The 22,036-nt window shown below is 56.6% G+C and carries 19 protein-coding genes; 1 reads left to right on the top strand and 18 read right to left on the bottom strand.

Annotated elements, in window-relative coordinates; translation table 11 throughout:
- Positions 1-54 precede the first annotated feature (54 nt).
- Positions 55-1,428 carry an FAD-binding oxidoreductase gene (locus O2N63_RS10310; RefSeq protein ID WP_271054177.1) on the top strand — a complete coding sequence of 458 codons (1,374 nt, stop codon included), beginning with the start codon at positions 55-57 and terminating at the stop codon, positions 1,426-1,428.
- Positions 1,429-1,499: 71 nt separating this feature from the next.
- On the opposite strand, the gene recN is transcribed toward O2N63_RS10310, so the two are convergent.
- The 18 genes from recN to O2N63_RS10220 form a co-directional block, all read right to left on the bottom strand.
- Positions 1,500-3,152 carry a DNA repair protein RecN gene (gene recN / locus O2N63_RS10305; protein WP_271054176.1) on the bottom strand — a complete coding sequence of 551 codons (1,653 nt, stop codon included), beginning with the start codon at positions 3,150-3,152 and terminating at the stop codon, positions 1,500-1,502.
- Positions 3,153-3,194: 42 nt separating this feature from the next.
- Complete coding sequence (locus O2N63_RS10300; protein ID WP_271054175.1) at positions 3,195-4,067, bottom strand: outer membrane protein assembly factor BamD; 873 nt, start codon at positions 4,065-4,067, stop codon at positions 3,195-3,197.
- A gap of 159 nt (positions 4,068-4,226) precedes the next feature.
- Positions 4,227-5,147 carry a UDP-3-O-acyl-N-acetylglucosamine deacetylase gene (gene lpxC / locus O2N63_RS10295; RefSeq protein ID WP_271054174.1) on the bottom strand — a complete coding sequence of 307 codons (921 nt, stop codon included), beginning with the start codon at positions 5,145-5,147 and terminating at the stop codon, positions 4,227-4,229.
- Positions 5,148-5,400: 253 nt separating this feature from the next.
- Complete coding sequence (gene ftsZ, locus O2N63_RS10290) at positions 5,401-7,035, bottom strand: cell division protein FtsZ (RefSeq protein ID WP_271054173.1); 1,635 nt, start codon at positions 7,033-7,035, stop codon at positions 5,401-5,403.
- A gap of 332 nt (positions 7,036-7,367) precedes the next feature.
- On the bottom strand, positions 7,368-8,702 hold the full coding sequence (gene ftsA / locus O2N63_RS10285) for a cell division protein FtsA (RefSeq protein ID WP_271054172.1): 1,335 nt from the start codon (positions 8,700-8,702) through the stop codon (positions 7,368-7,370).
- Positions 8,695-9,612, bottom strand: a complete 918-nt coding sequence (locus O2N63_RS10280) for a cell division protein FtsQ/DivIB (protein ID WP_271054171.1) — start codon at positions 9,610-9,612, stop codon at positions 8,695-8,697. The genes ftsA and O2N63_RS10280 overlap by 8 nt, the downstream gene beginning before the upstream one ends.
- Positions 9,600-10,535 carry a D-alanine--D-alanine ligase gene (locus O2N63_RS10275; RefSeq protein ID WP_271054170.1) on the bottom strand — a complete coding sequence of 312 codons (936 nt, stop codon included), beginning with the start codon at positions 10,533-10,535 and terminating at the stop codon, positions 9,600-9,602. Before O2N63_RS10275 ends, O2N63_RS10280 begins: the two co-directional genes overlap by 13 nt.
- A 154-nt stretch (positions 10,536-10,689) precedes the next feature.
- On the bottom strand, positions 10,690-11,622 hold the full coding sequence (gene murB, locus O2N63_RS10270) for a UDP-N-acetylmuramate dehydrogenase (RefSeq protein WP_271054169.1): 933 nt from the start codon (positions 11,620-11,622) through the stop codon (positions 10,690-10,692).
- Positions 11,609-11,875, bottom strand: a complete 267-nt coding sequence (locus O2N63_RS10265; RefSeq protein WP_271054168.1) for a DUF2484 family protein — start codon at positions 11,873-11,875, stop codon at positions 11,609-11,611. The genes murB and O2N63_RS10265 overlap by 14 nt, the downstream gene beginning before the upstream one ends.
- Before the next feature lie 4 nt (positions 11,876-11,879).
- Positions 11,880-12,119: a DUF2484 family protein gene (locus O2N63_RS10260; protein WP_271054167.1), complete on the bottom strand. Its 240-nt coding sequence runs from the start codon at positions 12,117-12,119 to the stop codon at positions 11,880-11,882.
- Positions 12,116-13,312 (bottom strand): APC family permease, encoded by a 1,197-nt coding sequence (locus tag O2N63_RS10255; RefSeq protein ID WP_271054166.1) that lies wholly within the window; start codon positions 13,310-13,312, stop codon positions 12,116-12,118. The genes O2N63_RS10260 and O2N63_RS10255 overlap by 4 nt, the downstream gene beginning before the upstream one ends.
- 81 nt (positions 13,313-13,393) lie before the next feature.
- Complete coding sequence (gene murC / locus O2N63_RS10250) at positions 13,394-14,791, bottom strand: UDP-N-acetylmuramate--L-alanine ligase (RefSeq protein WP_271054165.1); 1,398 nt, start codon at positions 14,789-14,791, stop codon at positions 13,394-13,396.
- Entirely contained in the window at positions 14,788-15,888 is a 1,101-nt protein-coding gene (locus tag O2N63_RS10245) for a UDP-N-acetylglucosamine--N-acetylmuramyl-(pentapeptide) pyrophosphoryl-undecaprenol N-acetylglucosamine transferase (RefSeq protein WP_271054164.1), read from the bottom strand. Before O2N63_RS10245 ends, murC begins: the two co-directional genes overlap by 4 nt.
- Positions 15,889-15,936: 48 nt before the next feature.
- Positions 15,937-17,100 carry a putative lipid II flippase FtsW gene (gene ftsW, locus O2N63_RS10240; RefSeq protein ID WP_271054163.1) on the bottom strand — a complete coding sequence of 388 codons (1,164 nt, stop codon included), beginning with the start codon at positions 17,098-17,100 and terminating at the stop codon, positions 15,937-15,939.
- Positions 17,101-17,299: 199 nt separating this feature from the next.
- Complete coding sequence (locus O2N63_RS10235) at positions 17,300-18,229, bottom strand: DMT family transporter (protein WP_271054162.1); 930 nt, start codon at positions 18,227-18,229, stop codon at positions 17,300-17,302.
- A gap of 95 nt (positions 18,230-18,324) precedes the next feature.
- Complete coding sequence (locus tag O2N63_RS10230; RefSeq protein WP_271054161.1) at positions 18,325-19,758, bottom strand: NAD(P)(+) transhydrogenase (Re/Si-specific) subunit beta; 1,434 nt, start codon at positions 19,756-19,758, stop codon at positions 18,325-18,327.
- Between the two features lie 13 nt (positions 19,759-19,771).
- The gene (locus tag O2N63_RS10225; protein WP_271054160.1) at positions 19,772-21,343 is read right to left on the bottom strand and encodes a Re/Si-specific NAD(P)(+) transhydrogenase subunit alpha; all 1,572 of its coding nucleotides are present in this window, start codon (positions 21,341-21,343) and stop codon (positions 19,772-19,774) included.
- A 150-nt stretch (positions 21,344-21,493) separates the two neighbouring features.
- Positions 21,494-21,940: a methyltransferase family protein gene (locus O2N63_RS10220; protein ID WP_271054159.1), complete on the bottom strand. Its 447-nt coding sequence runs from the start codon at positions 21,938-21,940 to the stop codon at positions 21,494-21,496.
- Between the last annotated feature and the right edge of the window lie 96 nt (positions 21,941-22,036).

Here is a 22,036-nt window from a genome sequence, read left to right as displayed (position 1 = left end):
TCCCGATAGCCCATTCGGGCTAGTCTATCTCGGCTGCTGTTTGGGAGATGATGGATGTCCATCGACGCCGTTTTTGCCGAGCTTACTTCGTTTTTAGGCGATCGGGTAAGCCGCTCCAAGTCCGATCTGGAACAACATGGGGGATCAGAGACCCATTTTCCAACAATCCTCCCGGATCTGGTGGTCTGGCCGGAGAGCACGGATGAGGTCTCTCGCATCCTTCGGATTTGCCACAAGAGCCGTATTCCGGTCATTGCATTTGGAGCTGGTACCTCTCTTGAGGGGCACACGACCCCACTTAATGGTGGTGTATCACTGGACTTGAGCCGAATGAACCGTCTGAAAATGGCCGATCCCGGGGATATGCTGGCCGTTGTGGAAGCCGGGCTTACCCGAGAAGACCTCAATAGCGAATTGCGCGCCACGGGTCTGTTTTTCCCGGTTGATCCCGGAGCCAATGCGACGATCGGGGGGATGGCCTCAACCCGGGCGTCCGGAACGACAACCGTTCGATATGGCTCGATGCGCGACAACGTATTGGGCTTGACCGTTGTGCTGGCTGACGGGCGGGTGATCAAAACTGGATCACGCGCTGCAAAATCCGCTTCTGGCTATGATCTGACCGCCTTATTTATCGGAGCAGAAGGCACGCTTGGGATCATCACCGAATTGACGCTGCGCCTTCACGGCACACCCGAAGCGATCAGTGCAGGTGTCTGCGCTTTCCCCGATCTGGCCTCTGCGGTGGCAACCGTTCAACAGGTCATCCAGATGGGTGTTCCGATGGCACGTATTGAGTTTTTGGATGCAGACAGCACGCGTGCGGTGAACGACTATGCGGGGATTTCCCTGCCGCTCTGCCCGCATCTTCTGGTGGAGTTTCATGGCAGTGACAGCGCTGTTGAGGAAGCCGCTGAATGTTTTGGTGAAATCGCGCGCGATTTTGGTGCCTCAGGTTACGAAAGCGCCACCCGAACCGAAGACCGCAATCGATTGTGGAAGATCCGGCACAACGCATTCTACGCAGTCACCGCTTTGCGCCCCGGCGCCAATGCTCTTGTGACCGATATCTGTGTCCCGATATCGAAATTGGCACAAGCGGTCGAGGAAACCCGTGCCGAAATTGCTGAATCGGGGCTGCCCGGTCCCATTCTCGGTCATGTCGGAGATGGAAACTTCCATGCGATCTTGTTGATCGAAAAAGATAATGACGCGGAGATGGCGACAGCCAAAGCCCTTGCGGAGAGGATGAGCCAGCGCGCGCTGGCGCTGGGAGGGACCATAACCGGGGAGCATGGCATTGGCATCGGAAAGCTCGGGCTCATGCAAGAAGAACATGGTGACGGTTGGACCGTGATGGGAGAGATCAAGCGGGCACTGGATCCAACGGGTATCCTCAACCCTGGGAAACTGGTGCGCCAGAACTGAGAATAAAGAAGTGGCTTTGCCCCTCGGCCTAGCGGCCTCACCCCAGGATATTTTCAGCAAGAGGAAAGGAATTACCCGTTCAGAAGTTCCTGTGCCGCAGCGCGCGCCGCTTCGGTAATGGTATCGCCCGAGATCATGCGTGCCAGTTCATCCACGCGATCACCAGAAGACAGGGGAACGACAGTCGAGCGGGTCATCCCATCGTTCACGGATTTCTGCACACGCCAATGGTGCCCACCGAGCGCCGCCACTTGCGGTGAATGCGTGACAACAAGCACTTGTCCGTCCTTGGCCAAAGCCTGCAGCCGTCGACCAACTGCATCTGCGGTTGCACCTCCGACGCCGCGATCGATCTCGTCAAAGATCATGGTCAGCCCCTCCGCATCGCGTGTCAGGCATACTTTGAGGGCCAACAGGAACCGGCTGAGTTCGCCGCCAGAGGCGATTTTGTTCAGGGGACCCGAGGGAGCGCCAGGATTGGTCGCCACAGTGAAGGTCACACGATCAAAGCCATCCGGGCCGGGAGCGCCTTCGTCGATTTGCGTGGTAAAGACAGCGCGATCCATCTTGAGCGGAGCAAGTTCCTTTCCCATTGCCGTGTCCAGCATCTTGGAGGCTTTCATCCGTGCATCATGCAGGCTCTGGGCGGCCTGTTCATACGCAGTTTCGGCCTCACGCAAACCCGCTTCCAACTCAGCAATCTGTTCAGCCCCGGCATCGAGCGCTTGAAGGCGGTTGCGAAGGCTGTCCGCAAAAGCACCCAATTCTTCGGGTTGCACATTATGTTTTCGAGCAAGACCGCGAATGGCGAAGAGCCGCTCTTCGACCAGTTCCAACTCATGTGGGTTATATTGGAGCTGCTCCATCGCCGTTTCAACTCCGGCAATCGCATCACTCAATTCTGCCATGGCGCGCCCAACAAAACTGATCGGATCATCAAGGCTATCCCCGGCCTGATCAACCACCCCTTCAAGCCAGCGTAGCGCATCCCCAAGGCGGGCTTCGGCCCCTTCCCCGGATCCTAGCGCCTGATGGGCCCGCTGAATATCATCGCCAATTTTCTCAGCGGCCTGCATCATGCGGCGGCGCTTATCAAGCTCGGGTTCCTCCCCGGGCTGCGGGTCGAGTTGATCGAGTTCTTCGACGGCATGGCGCAGGAATTCTTCTTCGGCCTGAGCAGCGACCATTTTTTCATGGGCTTCGGAAAGTGATTTTTGAACGGACGACAACGTGCGCCAGGCCGCACGGGTGTTGGCCAGTTTATTCTCCAGACCACCAAATGCATCAAGCAATTGGCGATGTACGCGTGGGTTCAACAGGCCACGATCATCCTGTTGGCCATGCAGTTCGATGAGGGTCTCGGACAAAGCCCGCAAGACATCACCCGACGCACGACGATCATTGATCCAGGCGGTTTTCCGGCCATCTGCGCGATTGACACGACGCAGGATCAACTCATCTTCCGCTGAGATCCCCGCCTCTTCCAGCACCGCACGCGCAGGATGATCATCAGCGAGTTCGAAGACCGCGGTGACTTCGCCCTGCTCTGCCCCGCTGCGCACCAGATCGGCCCGGCCACGCCAGCCCAATACGAACCCAAGACTGTCCAGAAGAATCGACTTTCCCGCGCCGGTTTCCCCGGTAAGTACATTCAGACCGGGCTGAAAATCGAGTTCCAGCCGGTCGATGATCAGCAGATCACGAATGTCCAGATGTCGCAGCATACCGCCCCCAAATCCTGCGCCAGAACGCCCATGATACCGGGCCTACAGCCACTCACCCTTGATCAACTGGCGATAAACACCGGCCAGCCAGCTGTCGCCTTTGGCCTCAGGTTTAAGACCTGCATTTGTCAGCAGCCGATAGCTGTCTTCATACCATTCGGTTGATTGGAAATTGTGCCCGAGAATGGCCCCGGCCGTCTGGGCCTCTTCCGCCAACCCAAGCGAGAGATAACTTTCCACCAAACGATGCAACGCCTCGGCCACATGTGTTGTGGTCTGGAAGTTTTCGACAACCACGCGGAATCGATTGATCGACGCCGCATAATGCTTGCGTTTGAGGTAGTAGCGCCCGATTTCCATTTCCTTGCCAGCAAGGTGATCAAACGCGAGATCGAATTTCAAGATCGCCGACTTGGCATATTCGGTATCGGGGTACCCCTCGATCACCGCCCGAAGGGCCTGAAGTGCCTGGAAGGTCAGCCCCTGATCGCGGCCCACTTCGTCAATCTGGTCATAATAGCTGAGTGCCAGGAGATATTGTGCATAGGCGGCATCTTCATCTGCCGGATAGACATCGATATAGCGCTGTGCGGTGGCGCGGGATTGTTCGTATTCGCGATCTTTGTGATAGGCGAAAGCCTGCATGATCAAAGCGCGTTTGGCCCATGCGGAATAGGGATAGAGACGTTCAACCTCGCCAAACCACTTCGCGGCATCATCTGGTTGACCACGTTCAAGATCATATTCACCACGCTTGTAGATCTCTTCAGCAGTCCACTGTTCGATCGGCTTGGATTCGACGGCATCTCCTCCACCGAAAAGTCCGCCAATAATCCCGCCACCAGAACAGGCGGAAAGCAAGAAAGCGGATACAAGCGCCGTCGATATGGCCTTTGTCAGATTGGCTCTGATCATAGTGGATGCCTACCCTGTAACTCAAATCATAGAGGGGAAAAATCAGCCCTTCCGTTGGCAAGTCCTAACACAGATTCTTACGGTACAAAATGGTCTTGCGGGGGTTTTTCACGACTTGTCGCTGGTCAGACAACCCAACCTTAACAATCACATCGACAATCAGGCCGTCAGCGGAAGATCCGAACGGTTCACCCCAACGCCAGGAAGGCGGCGTGCCAGGTCGTCGCTGCAAGTGGTCAAACGCCAGCATTCAGGTTGATCAAACAAGGCACGCAGCAACTTGTTGGTCATTGCATGGCCCGATTTGTGCCCCACATAGCGCGCCTTAAGCGGGGCGCCTGCCAGAAAGAGGTCGCCAAGGGCATCTAGCATCTTGTGACGCACGGCTTCATCTGCCCGGCGCAATCCACCGGGAGACAGGACTTTGTCCCCATCCACCACAACGGCGTTTTCATAGGTCCCACCAAGAGCAAGACCCGCTTTGCGCATTGCGTCCACATCTGCCTGACGGCAGAAAGTCCGGCAATCCGACAGCTCACGCACAAAATTTCCGTTGGAAAGATCCAGTTTTTTATCCTGCGTGCCAATGGCACCGTCTGGAAATGAAATGTGGAAATCCATTTCGAACCCATCCGCGGGTTCAAGACGTGCCCAGGCATCTCCTTCGGAATATTCCACCGGCGCCAGCAATTCGATCACGCATACGGGATCACAAAGTTCGCGCACGCCAGCACGGATCAGACCATCGACGAACCGGGATGAACTGCCATCAAGAATAGGAACTTCGGGTCCATCAATCTCGACAAGAGCATTGTGCACACCACAACCAGCAAGTGCCGCCATGATGTGTTCGATTGTCGACACCTCGCAACCCGCATCATTTCGGATCAAGGTGCACAAGCGAGATGGCACAACGGACGCCCAATGCGCCGGTATCATATTGTCCCGATCAGCAACATCCGTGCGTTTGAACCAGATCCCATATTCTGCCGAAGCCGGATGGACTGTCATGCGCACGGGGCGTCCCGAATGCAGACCGGTTCCGGAGAAGGTGACAGAGGATGTGAGAGTGGTTTGCACGAAGGCCCTCATAGGTGGCTTCCGGACGTATCGCCGGTGCCTACTAGCTACCCCCAATGGCCCACCACAACAATTCAATCATTTGTAACGGATTGAAACATGGTGACTTAAACGTAAATCAGAGAAAATTCTCGCCTCAACTCTACCACTTATCATTCTGAAAACTAAAGAAAAACGGCCACCCAAAAAGAGTGGCCGCTTGGAAGTTGACTTGGCAAGAACAGGCGGGCTCTTGCCAATATTTCATATGAAATCAGTTGGCCTGTCGACGCAGGAAAGCCGGAATTTCAACCTTTTCCTGGTCCGCATCCATCTGTGGTTGCTCATTCGGTGTCTCGACCGGAGGCTGAGGACGCGCGACTGCGCCTTCCGCAGCACCTGCCCCCGTCATACGGTTGATCAACGAGTTGATTCCGAAGCGAGGTTTCTCAGCAGCATGAGACTGCTGGGTGGGATGTTGAGCCGCTTGCTGTGGCTGAGCCGGTTGTGCCTGCTGCGCACGCGGTTGGTTATGAACCGCGGCCTGCAGACGCGCCAGAGCTTCGGGCGAAGGCGTTCCGGGAGCCGGTTTCTGAGGGGCTACAAACTGAGCAACCTCCGGCTCTTGTTCAAACCGCTCTGCAAACTGCTCGTGCTGCGGTTCAGGTTGAGCCTCGTACACCGGAGCTTCGGTAGCCTGTGGTTGGTAAGCGGGCGGCGGCAGATCGCCACCAGCGCTCTCAGCCGGGAACACATTCTCAACCTGCTCTTCAGCGGCGGCTTCGGTCGGGTTCAATTCCTCATCGAACAGAGAAGGTTCGGTCGGAGTGTCTGCCGTAACTGTAGCGTCCTGTGGGTGTTCAAATTTTTCTTCGACCGCCAGCGGGGTCTGAAGAGGTTCAGCCAGACGACGACGTGGAACGGGGATTTCCTGCGAAGCTTCAGTTGCGTCAATGCCAGTGGCCACGACAGAAACGCGCATGCCGCCTTCCATATCGTTATCGAGGGTCGACCCCACGATGATATTGGCATCCTGATCCACTTCCTCACGAATGCGGTTTGCCGCCTCGTCCAGTTCAAACAGGGTCAGATCGTATCCGCCAGTGATGTTGATCAGAACACCTTTGGCGCCACGCAACGAAATCTCGTCCAGAAGCGGGTTGGCAATGGCCTTTTCAGCCGCCTGAACCGCGCGATCTTCGCCATCGGCCTCGCCGGTGCCCATCATCGCTTTGCCCATTTCGTCCATCACGGCGCGCACGTCGGCAAAGTCGAGGTTGATCAGGCCTGGGCGAACCATCAGGTCCGTCACACCCTTAACACCTTGATACAGAACGTCATCTGCCATCGAAAAGGCTTCGGTAAAGGTGGTTTTCTCATTGGCCAGACGGAACAGGTTCTGGTTCGGGATAATGATCAGCGTATCGACCATTTTCTGGAGCGCATCCACGCCGTCCTCGGCCTGTTTCATCCGCTTGGCACCTTCGAACTGGAAGGGCTTGGTCACAACGCCAACGGTCAGAACGCCAAGTTCACGCGCAGCCTGTGCGATGATCGGGGCCGCCCCTGTGCCGGTTCCGCCACCCATACCAGCGGTGATAAAGCACATATGAGCGCCCGCCAGGTGATCCACGATTTGTTCAATGCTTTCTTCTGCCGCAGCCGAACCCACAGAGGGGCGCGCACCGGCACCCAGACCTTCGGTGACTTTCACCCCCATCTGGATTCGGTCATTTGCACGCGAATGTTGCAATGCCTGTGCATCTGTGTTGGCGACGACAAATTCAACGCCTTCAAGTTCTTTCTCGATCATGTTGTTGACAGCGTTGCACCCGGCACCGCCCACGCCAAACACCGTGATACGAGGTTTCAATTCTTCCTGACCAGGCATGGTAAGGTTCAATGTCATGATCTGTCCGCCTGTTTATATGGTGCTGCGCGGCGTCTTTGGCCTGCGTCAGCGTGGTGTGTTCTTGTCGGCGTGAATCGCCGGTGACTGCCTCTTTTCAGCCATAATACCTTAAAAACCCCCTGCTCGTCACGCCCGAATTCAAGTAAAACACGCAAAATATGGGGAAACTCGCTGTAAAATCAGCAGGATTTCGCCCATCACACCTTATTTGGGGGTTGGCACAAACAAACCCTCTAGGTTTGAGCCAAGTGACTTATCGCTCAAAACTATTTGATGTGTAAGGCATTTCGAAACGTACCGCCTGGCGGCTTGATTTCGAAACACGTCTGTTACCAGTTGTCCTTGAACCACTTCATTGCCCGCTTGAGGCTGCGGGCCGGATAGCTTTCGGCGGGGATCTCAAAATCCCACCATTCGTCCTGTGGGTGCGCCGCAAAAAGACACAGCCCGACGGAGGAGGCGAACCCTGCCCCAGTTGCGGCCTGAGGCAGCCCCTGAACACGCAGCGGGCGTCCGATACGGACTTGTTGACCAAGGATCTTGGGGGCAAGCCCATCAAGCCCGGGGATTTGGCTCGCACCACCAGTCAACACAATCTGTTGGCTTGGAAGGTGATCAAACCCAGCAGCATCCAGACTGGTACGAACATCTTCCAAAATCTCTTCTACACGCGGACGCATGATGCCAATCAGTTCCGCTCGGCTTACCGTGCGGCGATCATGCTCCCAGTCGCCCGTGTCCCCTCCAATTTCAATCATTTCCCGGTCATCCATACCGGTTGCAACCACGCCTCCATAAAAAGTCTTTATTCTTTCGGCGGTTGCGAGCGGAACTTGAAGTCCTTTAGAGATGTCGGACGTCACATGATCGCCGCCCAGACGCACGCTGTCGGCAAAAATCATATGTTTCTTCATAAAGATCGACAGGCCGGTAGAACCGCCCCCCAGATCGATACAGGCCGCCCCCAATTCGCGTTCATCTTCAACAAGCGCGGAAATGCCGGACACATAGGCAGAGCTTGCCAATCCGGCCACCTCAAGATCGCAGCGTTTGATGCAATAAAGAAGTGTCTGGATCACGGTGCTGTCGACCGTCAACAAGTGCATATCTACGGCCAGCCGGTTGCCGATCTGTCCGCGCGGATCTGACAGGCCAGAACGGTGATCCAGCGCAAAATTCACCGGTTGCGCGTGCAGCACTTCGCGCCCCGCCCCGAAATCTGGAACGTCGCAAGAGGCGAGAACACGGGCCACATCATCTTCGGTCACAGCTCGGTTCTCAATATCCACCGCGCCTGCCAGACCGTAAGACCGCGGATTGGCGCCCGAGAAACAGGCGATCACATGATCGACGCGGACATTGGCCATTTTCTGCGCCGCCTGAACAGCAGTGCGAATTGCGCGCTCAGTTTCCTGCATTGCGTCAATTTCACCAAATCGCACGCCGCGTGAGCGCGTGGTTGCGGCGCCGATGACACGAAAGGCGCTTTGCCCTGCGAGACTGCCAACCCCATCCCCTTCACGGATATGGTCAGCCCCATCAAACCGCAGGACAAGGCAACCGATTTTTGAGGTGCCCACATCCAGAATGGCGATCACCCCGCGTTGCATCGCGGCTTCTCTCATCGACCGCATGGCGCGTTGTTGGGTATATAGATCACTCATCAGCTGTGTCTCCCATTTCCATCCCCTTGATTCTGCGCAATTCTTCCGTTGCTGGCTCTGCCAGACGCAAGGTCGGTCGCAGGGGGCTTCTCATGTCAATTGCGGTCAAGTCTCGGGCCAGAAGATCCTGAGCCTGATCGAGGGCTAAAACCTGTTCAAGTGCTTGAACTGGTTGATCTTCGGGCAGCATGATGCGTTGCTCACGGTCCAGGACCAGATCCCAGCGGCGTTCTCCCACGCGGACCAAGCCTCGCAGTTTTCCAGCCAGCGGACGCGCGGTCTTGATCAATGCAAGTGCTTCGTTCACCGCTTGGTCGGCCCCTTGTCCAACCACCATCGGCAGGTCGGCACGCGCGGACCGGGCAGTCAGGCTTGCCACGCGATGACCGGTGCCATCCAAAAGCTCCAATTGACCATCCGTACGCCAGATCACCACTGGATCGCGTTCGGTGATTGCTACTTCAAGCACACCTCCGGGGCGAACGCGAAGTTCGGCATTCTCAATCACATCAAGCTTCATGATTTCACCCCGCATCACCTCAAGATCGAGGTCAAAGGACGAAATTGGGAAACTGATCGGCAGGATCGCCCGCACGGCGTCGTCGACAATTGGGGTTGCCCCTTCGACGGCCATCAGCTTGACCATGAACTCGGGGCGTTCTTGTACGGACCGTTTGATTTCAGTGAATTTTTCGCCAATGGCATATCGATTGGTCGGGTTGGAAAAGAACCAGCCTATCGCAAACAGCACCAGAAAAACCGGCACCCCAACGCGCAGAAAGGCACGAAAGAGTGGCGTCAGCCAGAGCCTGTTGATCTTATAAGCAATGCGTGACGGGGCTGGGTCGCGGCGATGGGTATCCTGTTTCAGACCAGAAGCCGCGCGACGGGATGGAGTCAGCGATTGCATGACGCATCCTCCACCAGCCAAGCGCAGAACTGACCAAATGTCATTCCGCAATGGGCCGCTTGTTCAGGCACAAGTGAGGTTGGGGTCATGCCGGGTTGGGTGTTGGTTTCCAAGAGGATCAACCCGTCAAGGCCACGCGCCTCATCCCAGCGGAAATCGGTACGGCTTACCCCTTTGCAACCAAGCGCCTCGTGGGCGCGCAAAGCGTAATCCAAACAGGCAGCCTCGATTTCGGCAGGGATCTTGGCGGGGATTTCATGGCGAGATCCCCCTTCGGCATATTTTGCGTCGTAGTCATACCAGCCATCAGTGATGATGTCGGTTACCCCCAAGGCACGTGTCCCGGTTTCGGTGCTCATCACTGACGTGGTCAATTCGCGCCCGGGCACATAGGTTTCCACCATCACGGTGTCGGGCATGGTGTCGGCCAGTTGTGGCGGGGTATTGGCCCCATCGCTGACGATGTAAATCCCGACAGAGCTGCCTTCATTATAAGGCTTCACCACATAGGGCGGTTCCATCACATGACGGGATTTTACGTCTTCCCGCTCCGCCAGAACCGAGTTCACCACTGGCAGTCCGGCCGCACGAAACACCTCTTTGGCGCGCTCTTTGTCCATCGCCAGAGCCGACGCCAGCACGCCGGAATGCGTATAGGGAATGTTCAGCCATTCCAGGATGCCTTGCACACAGCCATCTTCACCCCAGCGACCATGCAGGGCATTGAAGACAACATCCGGTGCATTTTCTTTCAGACGTTCGACAAGGTCGGGTCCAGCATCCAGCTCGACCACTTCAAATCCTTCTGCCCGCAAAGCCTTGGCGCATTCGCGCCCGCTGGTCAGTGACACCTCGCGCTCGGCAGAGGGTCCACCCATCAGCATCACGACTTTCGGGGTTGCCTGCTCGGACTTGCCCGCCATATGCCTCGTATCCCGGACCGATTTGGTCCTTCTTATCAGACACATACCCCCTGCCCGGAAGCTGCGCCCAAATGAATTTTAAAGGAGGCTGCTCTGCCTCTTGAAACAAGGTCGAACCGAAAATCTTCCTGTTCAACCCAAGCTCGCGGTCCACTTATTTAGGTGCGGTTTCACCCACGCGCTTAATTTCCCATTCTAGCTGTATCCCGCTGTGGTCGTAAACCTTTTTTCGCACCTCTTCGCCCAATCCTTCCAGGTCAGCAGCGGTTGCGCCGCCTGTGTTGGTCAGGAAGTTGGAGTGCATTGGGTTCATCTGCGCACCACCCAAAGTGGCCCCCCGCATCCCCGCGTCTTCGATCACCTTCCATGCCTTGAGCTCATGGCTATCATCCGCTTTGCCGGTGGAACTGAAACCGGCGGGATTGCGAAACGTGGATCCCGCAGTGCGATCTTTGGTGGGTTGGGTCTCATCCCGCTTGGCAATCTGCGCTTCCATATGCGCGTGAAGGGCCTTTGCTTCGCCATACGGGGCTTCAAACACCGCTTTGGTGATCACCCAACCTTCGGGCAGTTCCGTCTGACGATACTGAAACCGGAGGTCCTCTGCCGAGAGCGTGACCCGCCCCCCTGCCCGTGTAATGGCCTGTGCTTCGATAAACACATCTGCGACGTAGGCCCCATAACAGCCCGCATTCATCCGCACGGCTCCACCAATGGCGCCGGGAATGGTGCGCAGGAAGGTCAGGTCAAGCCCGACATCGGCTGATTTCCGCGCCACATGGGCATCAAGTGCCGCCACACCGGCCGTCACTCGGTTCCCATCAAATTCGATCCCGTTGAAGCCACGCCCCATACGGATCACTACGCCACGAATACCGCCATCGCGCACGATCAGGTTGGAGCCCACGCCCATGGGAAAAACCGGTATGTCCGCATCAAGCTGTGACAGGAACTGCGCCAGATCGTCTTCATCTGCGGGCATGAACAGCCACTCGGCCGGCCCCCCCACACGAAGCCATGTCAGCCCGGCCAGCTCTTTATCTGCCAACAGCTGACCACGAATGTCGATTTGATCAGGCCGTGCCATCGCCTGCCCCTTTTACCAGTCTAAGAATCCGTCGACCCAGATAGATTACAGGCCAGCGCAGCACAACCATTCCAATCGCCAATACGAAAAATGCGACTCCGGCACCGTGCTCCCACCATGCCAAGAGCACGATCGGCACGCCTAGTGGCATCAGCGCATAGGCCAGTGGCCAATGCTTATGTTCAGACGGTCGCATGGACGCAATTTTTGCACCTATGATCCAGAGACAGGATAGAAGAAGTGTCCAGCTCATAACATCAAACCTTTCCTAAAAGACGGCGCAGGAGATACCACAGCGGTCGCCGGAAAAGTGAGATCACCGCAAGAGACGCGGCGACCATCCACATCCATCCATGCTCTATGCCGATCCACAGCACCAGCAATGGCGCCACAATCAGCAAAATAAGACCGGGAGCAAATTGCCGCCGCATGGGAAGAAACGCCACCGCCGAGGCAGCAAACACCCAAAAGCAGGCCAAAATCAGAGGGTAACTCACCAAAGTGCTCCTGTTATGAATGACGACGTTAGGGCCAGCACAGAGGCGATCAACCCAGCCCATGGGATCCATGTTGCGGTCCGGAAGGGCGCATTCGGCTCGCGACGTTTCAACGCAATCAATGCAAGATTTACCACCGCAAACACCATCAGGAGTACAATTGCGGTGAGCGTTGCCAGATCGGACACAGGCAAAAGCAACGCCGCAAGGATAACCGCAGCGCCCAACAGAAAGGTCGCAAGCGCTGGCGTACCAAATTTCGGATGTGCGCGGTAAAACACTCGAAGACGCTTTTCTCGTCGTCCGAGACCGTAGAGCACACGTGCCGCCATCACGATCTGTGCAAGCACGCCATTGAGCGCCGCAGCCACTGCAATAGCGCCCAAGATCACAGGAGAAGCAGTGAATTTTGCTTCCCACACCAAGACAAGCGGACGTTCTGAATTTGCCAACGCCTCAACAGGAACCGCGCGCACAGCGGCCAGTGAGACGAGAATATACAGCAAGGTTGTAATGGCGAGTGCAATCAAGATGGCCCGGGGGACGACACGCGTTGGATCGCGTGCTTCCTCCGCCATATTCACCAAATCTTCAAAACCAATGAACGCAAAAAAGGCCAATACCGCTGCCCCGGCCACACCGGGCCAATGGGGCATGGTCAATGTTGCGGCTTCGGGAACGGGTGCTGCGGTAAATCCGGCATAGATCACAATGGCCAGTCCCAAAACCTCGGTCACCGTGAATACGGCTGCCAGCGACAAGCTTTCCAGAACACCAATGATGGCCACCAGCGTCAAAGCTGCTCCAACCCCGATAATTGCCCACTCTGCGCGCACGTCGATGATCGCCGTGAGATATCCGACACCGCCCTTTAGCACCGCCGCGGCCGACACTGTACCTGCCAGCACGATGGCCAAACCGATCAGCACGGCCAGGAAATGACTGTTTAACCCTTTTTCGACATAGGCAGCTTCGCCAGATGCTTCAGGAATACGCGAAGACAGTTCAGCGTAGGAAAGTGCAGAAGGCGCCGCGATGAGCCCCGCCACGAGAAACGCCAACGGCGCCCATATCCCGGCCTGGGCGGCAACGCTTCCAACCAGAACGTAAATCCCTGCGCCCACCATCACGCCAACCCCGTACAGGGTCAAAAGCGTAAGGCCGAGATTGCGTTTTAGTGGTGCAGATTGCATGGCTTACCTTTGCATCAGGCAGCAATTAAATCATAGTCAAAACACATGGAAACTGGCGTAAAACAAGCGCCAGGGCAGCAATTAAGCCAGGCGCGATGGCAGGTTGTTGGCCCAGGTGCTGATCGTGCCCGCCCCGAGGCAGACCACCATGTCACCCGGTTTGGTCTCATCCTGAACCAGCTTCACCAGATCATCCTCAGAGGAAACGGCGCCTGCATGACGGTGACCATGGCGCACCAGACCGGCGACCAGATCATCGCGGCTTGCACCTTCAATCGGATCTTCGCCCGCAGCGAATACATCTGCAATTCCAACAACATCTGCTTCGTTGAAACAGGCACAGAACTCTTCGAACAGATCATGTAGGCGTGTGTAGCGGTGCGGTTGATGCACGGCGATCACCCGCCCTTCGCAGGCTTGACGCGCCGCTCTGAGCACGGCGGCAATCTCAACCGGATGGTGCCCGTAATCATCGATGATGGTCACACCGTTCACTTCGCCAACCTTGGTAAAGCGGCGATTGACCCCTCCGAAGCTCGCGAGAGCCGCGCGGATTTCATCGCGCTTCATGCCCAGATGGCGGGCGACGGCCACGGCAGAAAGCGCGTTGGAGACGTTGTGGTCCCCCGGCATCGGCAGGGTGCAGCCTTCGATTGTGCTGCCTTCATGGTGCAGCTCAATATCGAAATGTGCCACTCCGCCTTTGTAGTGCAGATTTACAGCCCGTACGTCAGCCTGAGCGTTGAAACCATAGGTGACAACACGCCGATCGGTAACTTTCCCGACAAGAGCTTGAACCTCAGGATGATCGGTGCAGCAGACTGCCAGCCCGTAGAATGGGATGTTGGACACGAAATCGAGGAAGCCCTGACGCAGCGTGTCAAAGTCGCCCCAGTGTTCCATATGCTCGGGGTCGATATTGGTGACGATGGCGACGGTGGCAGGCAGGCGGTTGAACGTGCCGTCCGACTCGTCGGCCTCAACCACCATCCATTCCCCCTGCCCCATCCGTGCGTTGGAGCCATAGGCATGGATGATCCCACCATTGATGACAGTCGGGTCGATCCCGCCATGCACCAAAAGCTCTGCCACCATCGTCGTGGTGGTCGTTTTGCCATGGGTTCCGGCTACTGCGATGTTCGACTTGAGACGCATCAGCTCCGCCAGCATCTCTGCACGACGCACGACCGGCAGGCCACTTGCCCGCGCGGCGTCCAGTTCGGGATTGCCGGGTTTGATGGCGGATGAGATCACCACCACTTCGGCATTTTCGAGGTTCTCTGCCTTCTGGCCAACGAAGATCTCGGCCCCCAGTTCCCCGAGGCGATTGGTGATCTTTGAGGCTTTCAGGTCAGATCCCTGAATGGTGTAACCGTGATTGAGGAGCACTTCGGCGATGCCCGACATGCCGATGCCGCCAATGCCGACAAAGTGGATGGCGCCCATTTCGGTGGGCAGTTTGGTGGCGGCTGCATTCATGAATTCTGTCCTGTCAGTTCTTCAACAAGCGCCACAAGGCGCTCGGTCGCGTCGGGGATACCTTGGGAAGTTGCCGCTTGCGACATCAGCAAGGCACCTTCTGGATGCTCCAATACATTGGCAATTTGCTCGGAAAGCATGGCGGGATCCAGTTGGCTTTCGGGTATCAGAATGGCGGCTTGCGCTTCAACCAAACCGCGGGCATTGGCCGTTTGATGATCTTCGGTCGCATGCGGATAGGGGATCAGGATCGACGGGCGTCCAATCACCGAAATATCAGCGACCGATGACGCGCCTGCCCGGCTGATCACAAGCTGAGCTTCCGACATGCGGCGAGGAATGTCGGTGAAGAAGGGCTGCACATCGGCGCGGATACCGTGTTCGTCGTAAAAGGCGACAACGCGGTCATGGTCTTCATCCCGCGCCTGATGGCTGACGGAAATATGCTGGAGCAAATGCCCGGGAAGTGCTGCAATCGCGGCAGGTACATTGTCGGACAAGGCACGTGCGCCCTGGCTGCCTCCCATTACAAGGATCGACATTGGGTAATCGCCGGGAGCAATATAGGCCGCACCAGCACGTTTCCGAACCTCTCCTCTGACCGGATTTCCGGTATGAATTGCATTTGAGTCCTGTGGGACTTCGGTAGGCCAGGTTCCGCAGGCAACAAAGTTCACCTTGGTGGCAAACCGTTTATTCACACGCCCCAGAACGCCATTTTGCTCATGGATCATACGCGGCAGTCCCAGCATCCAGGCTGCTCCCAATGCCGGGATCGAAGGATACCCCCCAAAACCGACAATTGCAGCAGGTCGATCACGTCTGAGCCGCCAAGCCATCGACAAGATGCCGCCAAGGATCTTGAAGGGCACCAGCATCTTGGCCAAGGGGCCACCACGAGAGAAGGTTGCAGAGCTCACCTCTTCCACGTCCACCACATGTGGGAAACCACCGGTGTAGCGCGCGCCACGCGCATCCGTTGAAAGCTTTACCCGCCAGCCTTTGCGCAGCATGGCTTCGGCCAAGGCCTGAGCGGGAAACATGTGACCGCCAGTGCCCCCGGCGGCGATCACGAGAAGAGGTTGGGTGTCAGCCATGGTCCGGCGTTGTCCGTATATTGAGGCCCGTCAGAGGACCGGATGAGATCAGTGTCGTTGGTTGAACACGTCCTGCATCCGGCCTTGCGGGCGGGTGCGGGTGAACGCCAGCAACATACCCAATGCGATGCCGCCTGCAATAAGCGAAGATCCGCCATAGCTGACAAACGGCAAAGTCATGCCTTTTGCAGGCAAAAGACGCACTGCGACCCCCATGTTGATCAGGGCCTGCACGCCAAAAATCGACGCGAGCCCCGCTCCGGCCAAGCGAATGAAGGTGTCGCGCTCCTGAATGAGTCGCATGAAACTGCGAATAACGATGGTTGCATAAAGGGCGATGATGAGCAGCACGAGCACCAGACCGTATTCTTCGGCAGCCACTGCAATGATGAAGTCGGTATGCGCATCCGGCAGTGACCACTTCACTTGCCCCTCGCCTACACCAACCCCAAAGAACCCACCTTCGCGGATCGCGTTTGTGGCATAGCCAAGCTGGGTGGTCGGGTCGACCTCGGGATTGAGGAACCCGTCAATGCGCCGGGCAACGTGTTCAGAGTTGTTATAGGCAAATGTCATTCCCAGCACGACCAACCCCACCAGCGACACAAGAATGGTGATCGGCGCGCCCGCGAGAAAATACATCACGCCCCATGCGAAAGCGATCAAAGCTGTCTGGCCGTAATCCGGTTGCATCACCAGAAAAGCCACGATGATGATCAGAAGGGCAAGCGAAATGGAACGGCCCGGAGGTCCGTTCAGCTCATGACTTGCGGCCATCAGCCAAGCCGCGACAATCACAAAACCGGGCTTGAGAAATTCCGACGGTTGTAATGAGGCAAAGCCCAGCGAATACCAGCGTACGGCCCCTTTACCGAAATCGGTGCCCAAAACCGGCAGCATGATCACAGCGACAAAGGCAAAGGCAAATCCGATCACCCCGAGACGGCGCACCATCGTGGGGCTCATCATTGTGGTGGCGAACAGGGTAACAAGGCCAACAGCCCCAAACAGCAATTGGCGCTCGACATAGTGGAAATGCTCCAACCCGTTGCGTTCGGCCAGTGGTGGCGACGCAGCGAGCCCGAGAAGAATGCCCAACCCAAACAGCGCAAGCACACATGAAATCGACCAACGATCCACCGTGCGCCACCACCGTGGAAGAATAGGATCGCCATCCCGTTGCGGGATTACGCCATACACCATTTCAGTCATGTTTGCCGCCTGTCACTGCTTTAAGTACCGCTCATTCTCATTTGTTTTCCCCGGTTTTTTTGTATTTTTTGGGATCTGCGCCCCAACCGGAGAACCCCGTCTAATTGCGGGGTATTGGAAATACGATAGCCCATATTTCCCTTTCCAGCCAGCACTTTATCGGTGACACAGCAGGGAATTGCACAGCTAGGCACTACAGTTAGCTCCCGGTAGGAGAGGCCCGCCGCGCTTTTGCCGTCTCCACCCCAAGTCGGGTTTCGCGCCACAGGATCACACCCCCTGCGGAGATCACGATAGCTGCCCCGATGAGCGTCTGGACTGTCGGCCATTCGGCAAAAAACACATATCCGAACAGGATGGCAAAAATCATCGAGGAATAGTCGAAGGGCGCAATGGTCGAGGCATCTGCGTATTTGTATGCGGTAGTCAGAAGCGCCTGACCGATCGCACCAAACATCCCTGCCCCGAGCAGCAGCACCCATTGCTCCGCCGTCGGCCATACCCAACCAAAAGGCGCTGAGACAAGCGTGACCACACTCGCGCAGATCGCAGCGTAAAGCACCACCGTCGAAGGGTGATCCTTCCCCACCAAACGACGCACGAGGATTTTTGCCACCGCCATGAAAATGGCGGCGCCCAAGGCCAGCATCGCACCGAAGGCCAAGATGGTATCTTCGGTCGCGCCGCTTTCAAACACACTCCCCAAGCGCGGCCACAAGATCACAAGCACGCCCAAAAGCCCCACCCCAACGGCTGCCAATCGGATCAGCCTTACTGGTTCTCTCAGGAAGATCGCGGCGAAGATCGTGGTCAGGATCGGTGCCACGTAAAAGATCGCGGTTGCCTCGGGCAGTGGAAGATATGAGATCGCGGCAAAGGTCAGCCCCATGGCACAAGCTCCCAAGACGCCACGCAGAATATTTCCCGGAAGGTTTTCGGTTTTCAGCACAACAAAAAGCCGCCCCTGCCACCCAATCCAAATCAGAAGAAACGGGATCGACAAAAGCGCCCGGAAAAATACCACCTCTCCCGGCGGCACCTCACCTTGCAGCGCCTTGATCAAGCTTTGCATCGACAAGATGAAGGCCACGGAGGCGAGTTTGATCAGGATACCGTAGCTTTGGGACATCTGCCCTGACTACCCATATGGTCCGCCCCGAGCAAGGCGCGTACAAAAGAAAAGGGCGCCCAAATGGACGCCCTTCCCTGAATTATTTGAGAAGATCAGTCGATCAGGCCCAGGAGCTTATCGAGGCTGTCACGGGCATCACCGTAGAACATGCGCGTATTCTCTTTGTAGAAGAGCGGGTTTTCGATGCCGGAATAACCGGTACCTTGGCCACGTTTCGACACGAACACCTGTTTGGCTTTCCAGCATTCCAGAACTGGCATGCCAGCGATCGGGCTGTTCGGATCTTCCTGGGCGGCCGGATTCACGATGTCGTTGGAGCCGATGACGATGGCCACATCCGTCGACGGGAAGTCATCATTGATCTCATCCATCTCCATCACAATATCATAAGGAACCTTGGCTTCCGCCAGCAGCACGTTCATGTGACCGGGCAGACGCCCCGCCACCGGGTGGATCGCAAAACGCACCTCTTTACCCGCGATCTTGAGCTTGCGCACCAGATCCGACACAGCGTTCTGAGCCTGTGCAACAGCCATGCCGTAACCCGGAATGATGATGACCGAGTCAGCATCTTCCAGTGCGGCAGCCACGCCTTCGGCGTCGATGGCGATCTGCTCACCTTCAACTTCCATCTGCGGGCCAGCAGTGCCACCGAAGCCACCAAGAATAACGCTGATGAACGAGCGGTTCATCGCCTTACACATGATGTAGGACAGGATCGCACCCGAGGAACCAACCAGCGCGCCGACGACGATCAAGAGGTCATTGCCAAGCGAGAAGCCGATCGCAGCTGCGGCCCAGCCCGAGTAGCTGTTCAGCATCGATACAACCACCGGCATGTCGGCTCCACCGATGCCCATGATCAGATGATAGCCGATAAAGAAGGCCGCCAGCGTCATGATGATCAGCGGCAGGATGCCACCGGAGTTGAAGTACCAGATCAGGCAGACCAGCGAAATAATGGCAGCACTGGCGTTCAGCGCATGACCGCCGGGCAGTTTTTCCGCCGCCGAGGTCACTTTTCCAGCCAGCTTGCCATAGGCAATCACCGAGCCGGTAAAGGTCACGGCACCGATGAAGACACCGAGGAACAGTTCAACCCGCAGGATGTTCTGCTCAACCACGTCTTTCTTGGCGATCAGCGCGCCAAAACCTTCCAGCGCTTTCTTCGCCGCTTCATCCATGCCCAGAACATTGACGAGTTCAAAATGCGCATTGAAGCCCACAAACACGGCGGCCAGACCAACAAGCGAGTGCATCGCAGCCACAAGCTGCGGCATCTCGGTCATCTGCACGCGTTGTGCGACCACGGTGCCGATCACACCACCAATGGCGATCAGGATGATCGACAGCCACCAGAAGCCCGCACCGGGACCGATCAGCGTTGCAAACACCGCCAGACCCATGCCGACAATGCCGTACCATACCGCGCGTTTCGCGCTTTCCTGCCCGCTCAGACCACCGAGGGAGAGGATGAAGAGAACTGCCGCAACAACGTAAGCGGCGGTTGTGAAACCGAATTCCATTGATCCCTACTCCTTACGATTTCTGGAACATGGCGAGCATGCGCCGGGTGACAAGGAAGCCACCGAAGATGTTGATCCCGGCCATGAAGACCGACAGAGCCGCCAGAATGACAACAATTGCGGAACTGGTTCCGATCTGCATCAGCGCACCAAGAATGATGATCGACGAGATTGCGTTGGTCACCGCCATCAGTGGCGTGTGGAGCGAATGCGCCACTCCCCAGATCACTTGGAAACCGACAAACACCGCCAGCACAAACACGATAAAGTGCTGCATGAAGCTGGCGGGCGCCACCAGACCAACACCAAGCAAGAGCGCAGCCCCAACGGCAAGCAGAGTGACTTGGTTCTTGGTTTGCTGTTTGAATTCAGCGGCTTCCAGGGCTTTCTTCTCTTCCAGCGTCAGTTCCGGCACCACCTCTTTCGGCTTGGCGGCAATCGCCTGCACTTTGGGCGGCGGCGGCGGGAAGGTGATCTCGCCTTCGAAGGTCACGGTCGCGCCGCGGATCACGTCATCTTCCATGTCATGATTGACCTGACCGTCTTTCTCGGGCGTCAGGTCCGACATCATGTGGCGGATGTTGTTGGAATAAAGCGATGAGGCTTGTGAGGCCATGCGCGAGGGGAAGTCAGTATAGCCGACGATGGTCACGCCATTATCGGTCACGATCTTCTCGTCCATCACAGTGCCTTCGGCGTTGCCACCTTTTTCGGCTGCCAGGTCGACAATAACCGATCCCGGCTTCATCGCCTTGATCATGTCCTCAAGCCACAGCTTGGGCGCCTCACGGTTCGGGATAAGCGCGGTGGTGATGACGATGTCCACCTCCGGCGCCAGTTCGCGGAACTTGGCCAGCTGCGCTTCGCGGAACTCAGGAGATGAGACCGAAGCATAACCGCCGGCGGCCGCGCCATCCTGCTGTTCTTCCTCGAAATCGAGATAGACAAACTCGGCGCCCATCGATTCCACCTGTTCAGCCACTTCCGGGCGCACGTCAAACGCATAGGTGATGGCACCCAGCGAGGCCGAGGTACCGATCGCGGCAAGACCGGCCACACCAGCGCCGACCACCAGAACCTTGGCAGGTGGCACTTTACCAGCAGCGGTCACCTGACCGGTGAAGAAACGGCCAAAGTTGTTGCCCGCTTCGATCACAGCGCGATAACCGGCGATATTGGCCATGGACGACAGGGCGTCCATCTTCTGGGCACGCGAAATACGTGGAACCATTTCCATCGCAATCACATTGGCGCCAGAGGCTTTGGCCTTTTCCATTCCTGCTTCGTTCCCACCGGGATTGAAGAAGGAAATCAAGGTCTTGTCCTTGTTCAGACGCTTCAGCTCTGTGTCATTCGGCTGACGCACCTTCGCAATGATGTCTGCCTCTTTCCACAGGCTGGCAGCTGTCTTGGCAATCTCAACACCTGCTTCTTTATAGAGCGCATCCGAAAATCCAGCCGCCAAACCGGCCTTGGTCTCGATTATACAGTCATATCCGAGTTTCTGCAGCAGCTTGGCGCTATCGGGTGTCATCGCGACCCGGTTCTCGCCCTCAAATATTTCCTTGGGAACACCAATCTTCACGTGTCTTTTCCTCTTCTCCCGACTTAGAACTGATCAAGTTAACCATCTCAGTTCCGTTGTTTCTTATCGCTGTCCCGGCAAACATAGTCAGGCGCAGCGCAATATCCTATCTCTTTTTGCCGCATTGCGACAATTTTATTTCAAAACCACTTAAAGCCAGCGTCGAACTTTCTTCGCCCAATCCTCATAATCCTCGCCATAAAGCTCTCGCAGCATCGCCTCTTCACCCAAGATAAATCGGTTATTTATCAACAAGATAAAGAGAGGGATCAGGATTAGCCCAGGCAAAACATCCAACCAGAGAATTGCTCCGGCAAGGACCAGAACATCACCCAGATAGATTGGATTTCGAGTATAGCGATAGATGCCGCGACGCAGAAATGTTGTCGGTTTCTGACGTGGAATAATGCTTGTGCGCGCTCGTATGAACTCCCAAATCGCAGCCAGCATGATCGCAAGGCCAACCCCCGCGAGCAGAACCCCAAGCCCCCGCATCCAGATCACTCCGAAGCCGAGACCGGGCACGACACTATGCAACACATAGGCCACAGCCAGCAATCCGAGCAACCAGATCGGAGGGAGGTCCAGTTTTTGCATTGGTGAGTTCACGACCTTTAGGGCAACATTTCCGACATTCGGCACACTTGTAACATTTGCGCAAGTATTGGCAATCGGTTCCGCGCATTTTTGCAC

It is taken from the genome of Aliiroseovarius salicola, from assembly GCF_027891095.1.
In the GTDB taxonomy this organism is placed as follows: domain Bacteria; phylum Pseudomonadota; class Alphaproteobacteria; order Rhodobacterales; family Rhodobacteraceae; genus Aliiroseovarius; species Aliiroseovarius salicola.
Note: the sequence above shows the minus strand (reverse complement) of the source record. Positions and strands in the feature narration are given on the sequence as shown.

Coding starts and splice junctions, on each gene's coding strand:
- O2N63_RS10310 (WP_271054177.1), top strand. CDS start 55: ATGTCCATCGACGCCGTTTTTGCCGAGCTTACTTCGTTTTTAGGCGAT.
- recN (WP_271054176.1), bottom strand. CDS start 3,152: ATGCTGCGACATCTGGACATTCGTGATCTGCTGATCATCGACCGGCTG.
- O2N63_RS10300 (WP_271054175.1), bottom strand. CDS start 4,067: ATGATCAGAGCCAATCTGACAAAGGCCATATCGACGGCGCTTGTATCC.
- ftsZ (WP_271054173.1), bottom strand. CDS start 7,035: ATGACATTGAACCTTACCATGCCTGGTCAGGAAGAATTGAAACCTCGT.
- ftsA (WP_271054172.1), bottom strand. CDS start 8,702: ATGAGTGATCTATATACCCAACAACGCGCCATGCGGTCGATGAGAGAA.
- O2N63_RS10280 (WP_271054171.1), bottom strand. CDS start 9,612: ATGCAATCGCTGACTCCATCCCGTCGCGCGGCTTCTGGTCTGAAACAG.
- O2N63_RS10275 (WP_271054170.1), bottom strand. CDS start 10,535: ATGGCGGGCAAGTCCGAGCAGGCAACCCCGAAAGTCGTGATGCTGATG.
- murB (WP_271054169.1), bottom strand. CDS start 11,622: ATGGCACGGCCTGATCAAATCGACATTCGTGGTCAGCTGTTGGCAGAT.
- O2N63_RS10265 (WP_271054168.1), bottom strand. CDS start 11,875: ATGAGCTGGACACTTCTTCTATCCTGTCTCTGGATCATAGGTGCAAAA.
- O2N63_RS10255 (WP_271054166.1), bottom strand. CDS start 13,312: ATGCAATCTGCACCACTAAAACGCAATCTCGGCCTTACGCTTTTGACC.
- murC (WP_271054165.1), bottom strand. CDS start 14,791: ATGAATGCAGCCGCCACCAAACTGCCCACCGAAATGGGCGCCATCCAC.
- O2N63_RS10245 (WP_271054164.1), bottom strand. CDS start 15,888: ATGGCTGACACCCAACCTCTTCTCGTGATCGCCGCCGGGGGCACTGGC.
- ftsW (WP_271054163.1), bottom strand. CDS start 17,100: ATGACTGAAATGGTGTATGGCGTAATCCCGCAACGGGATGGCGATCCT.
- O2N63_RS10235 (WP_271054162.1), bottom strand. CDS start 18,229: ATGTCCCAAAGCTACGGTATCCTGATCAAACTCGCCTCCGTGGCCTTC.
- O2N63_RS10230 (WP_271054161.1), bottom strand. CDS start 19,758: ATGGAATTCGGTTTCACAACCGCCGCTTACGTTGTTGCGGCAGTTCTC.
- O2N63_RS10220 (WP_271054159.1), bottom strand. CDS start 21,940: ATGCAAAAACTGGACCTCCCTCCGATCTGGTTGCTCGGATTGCTGGCT.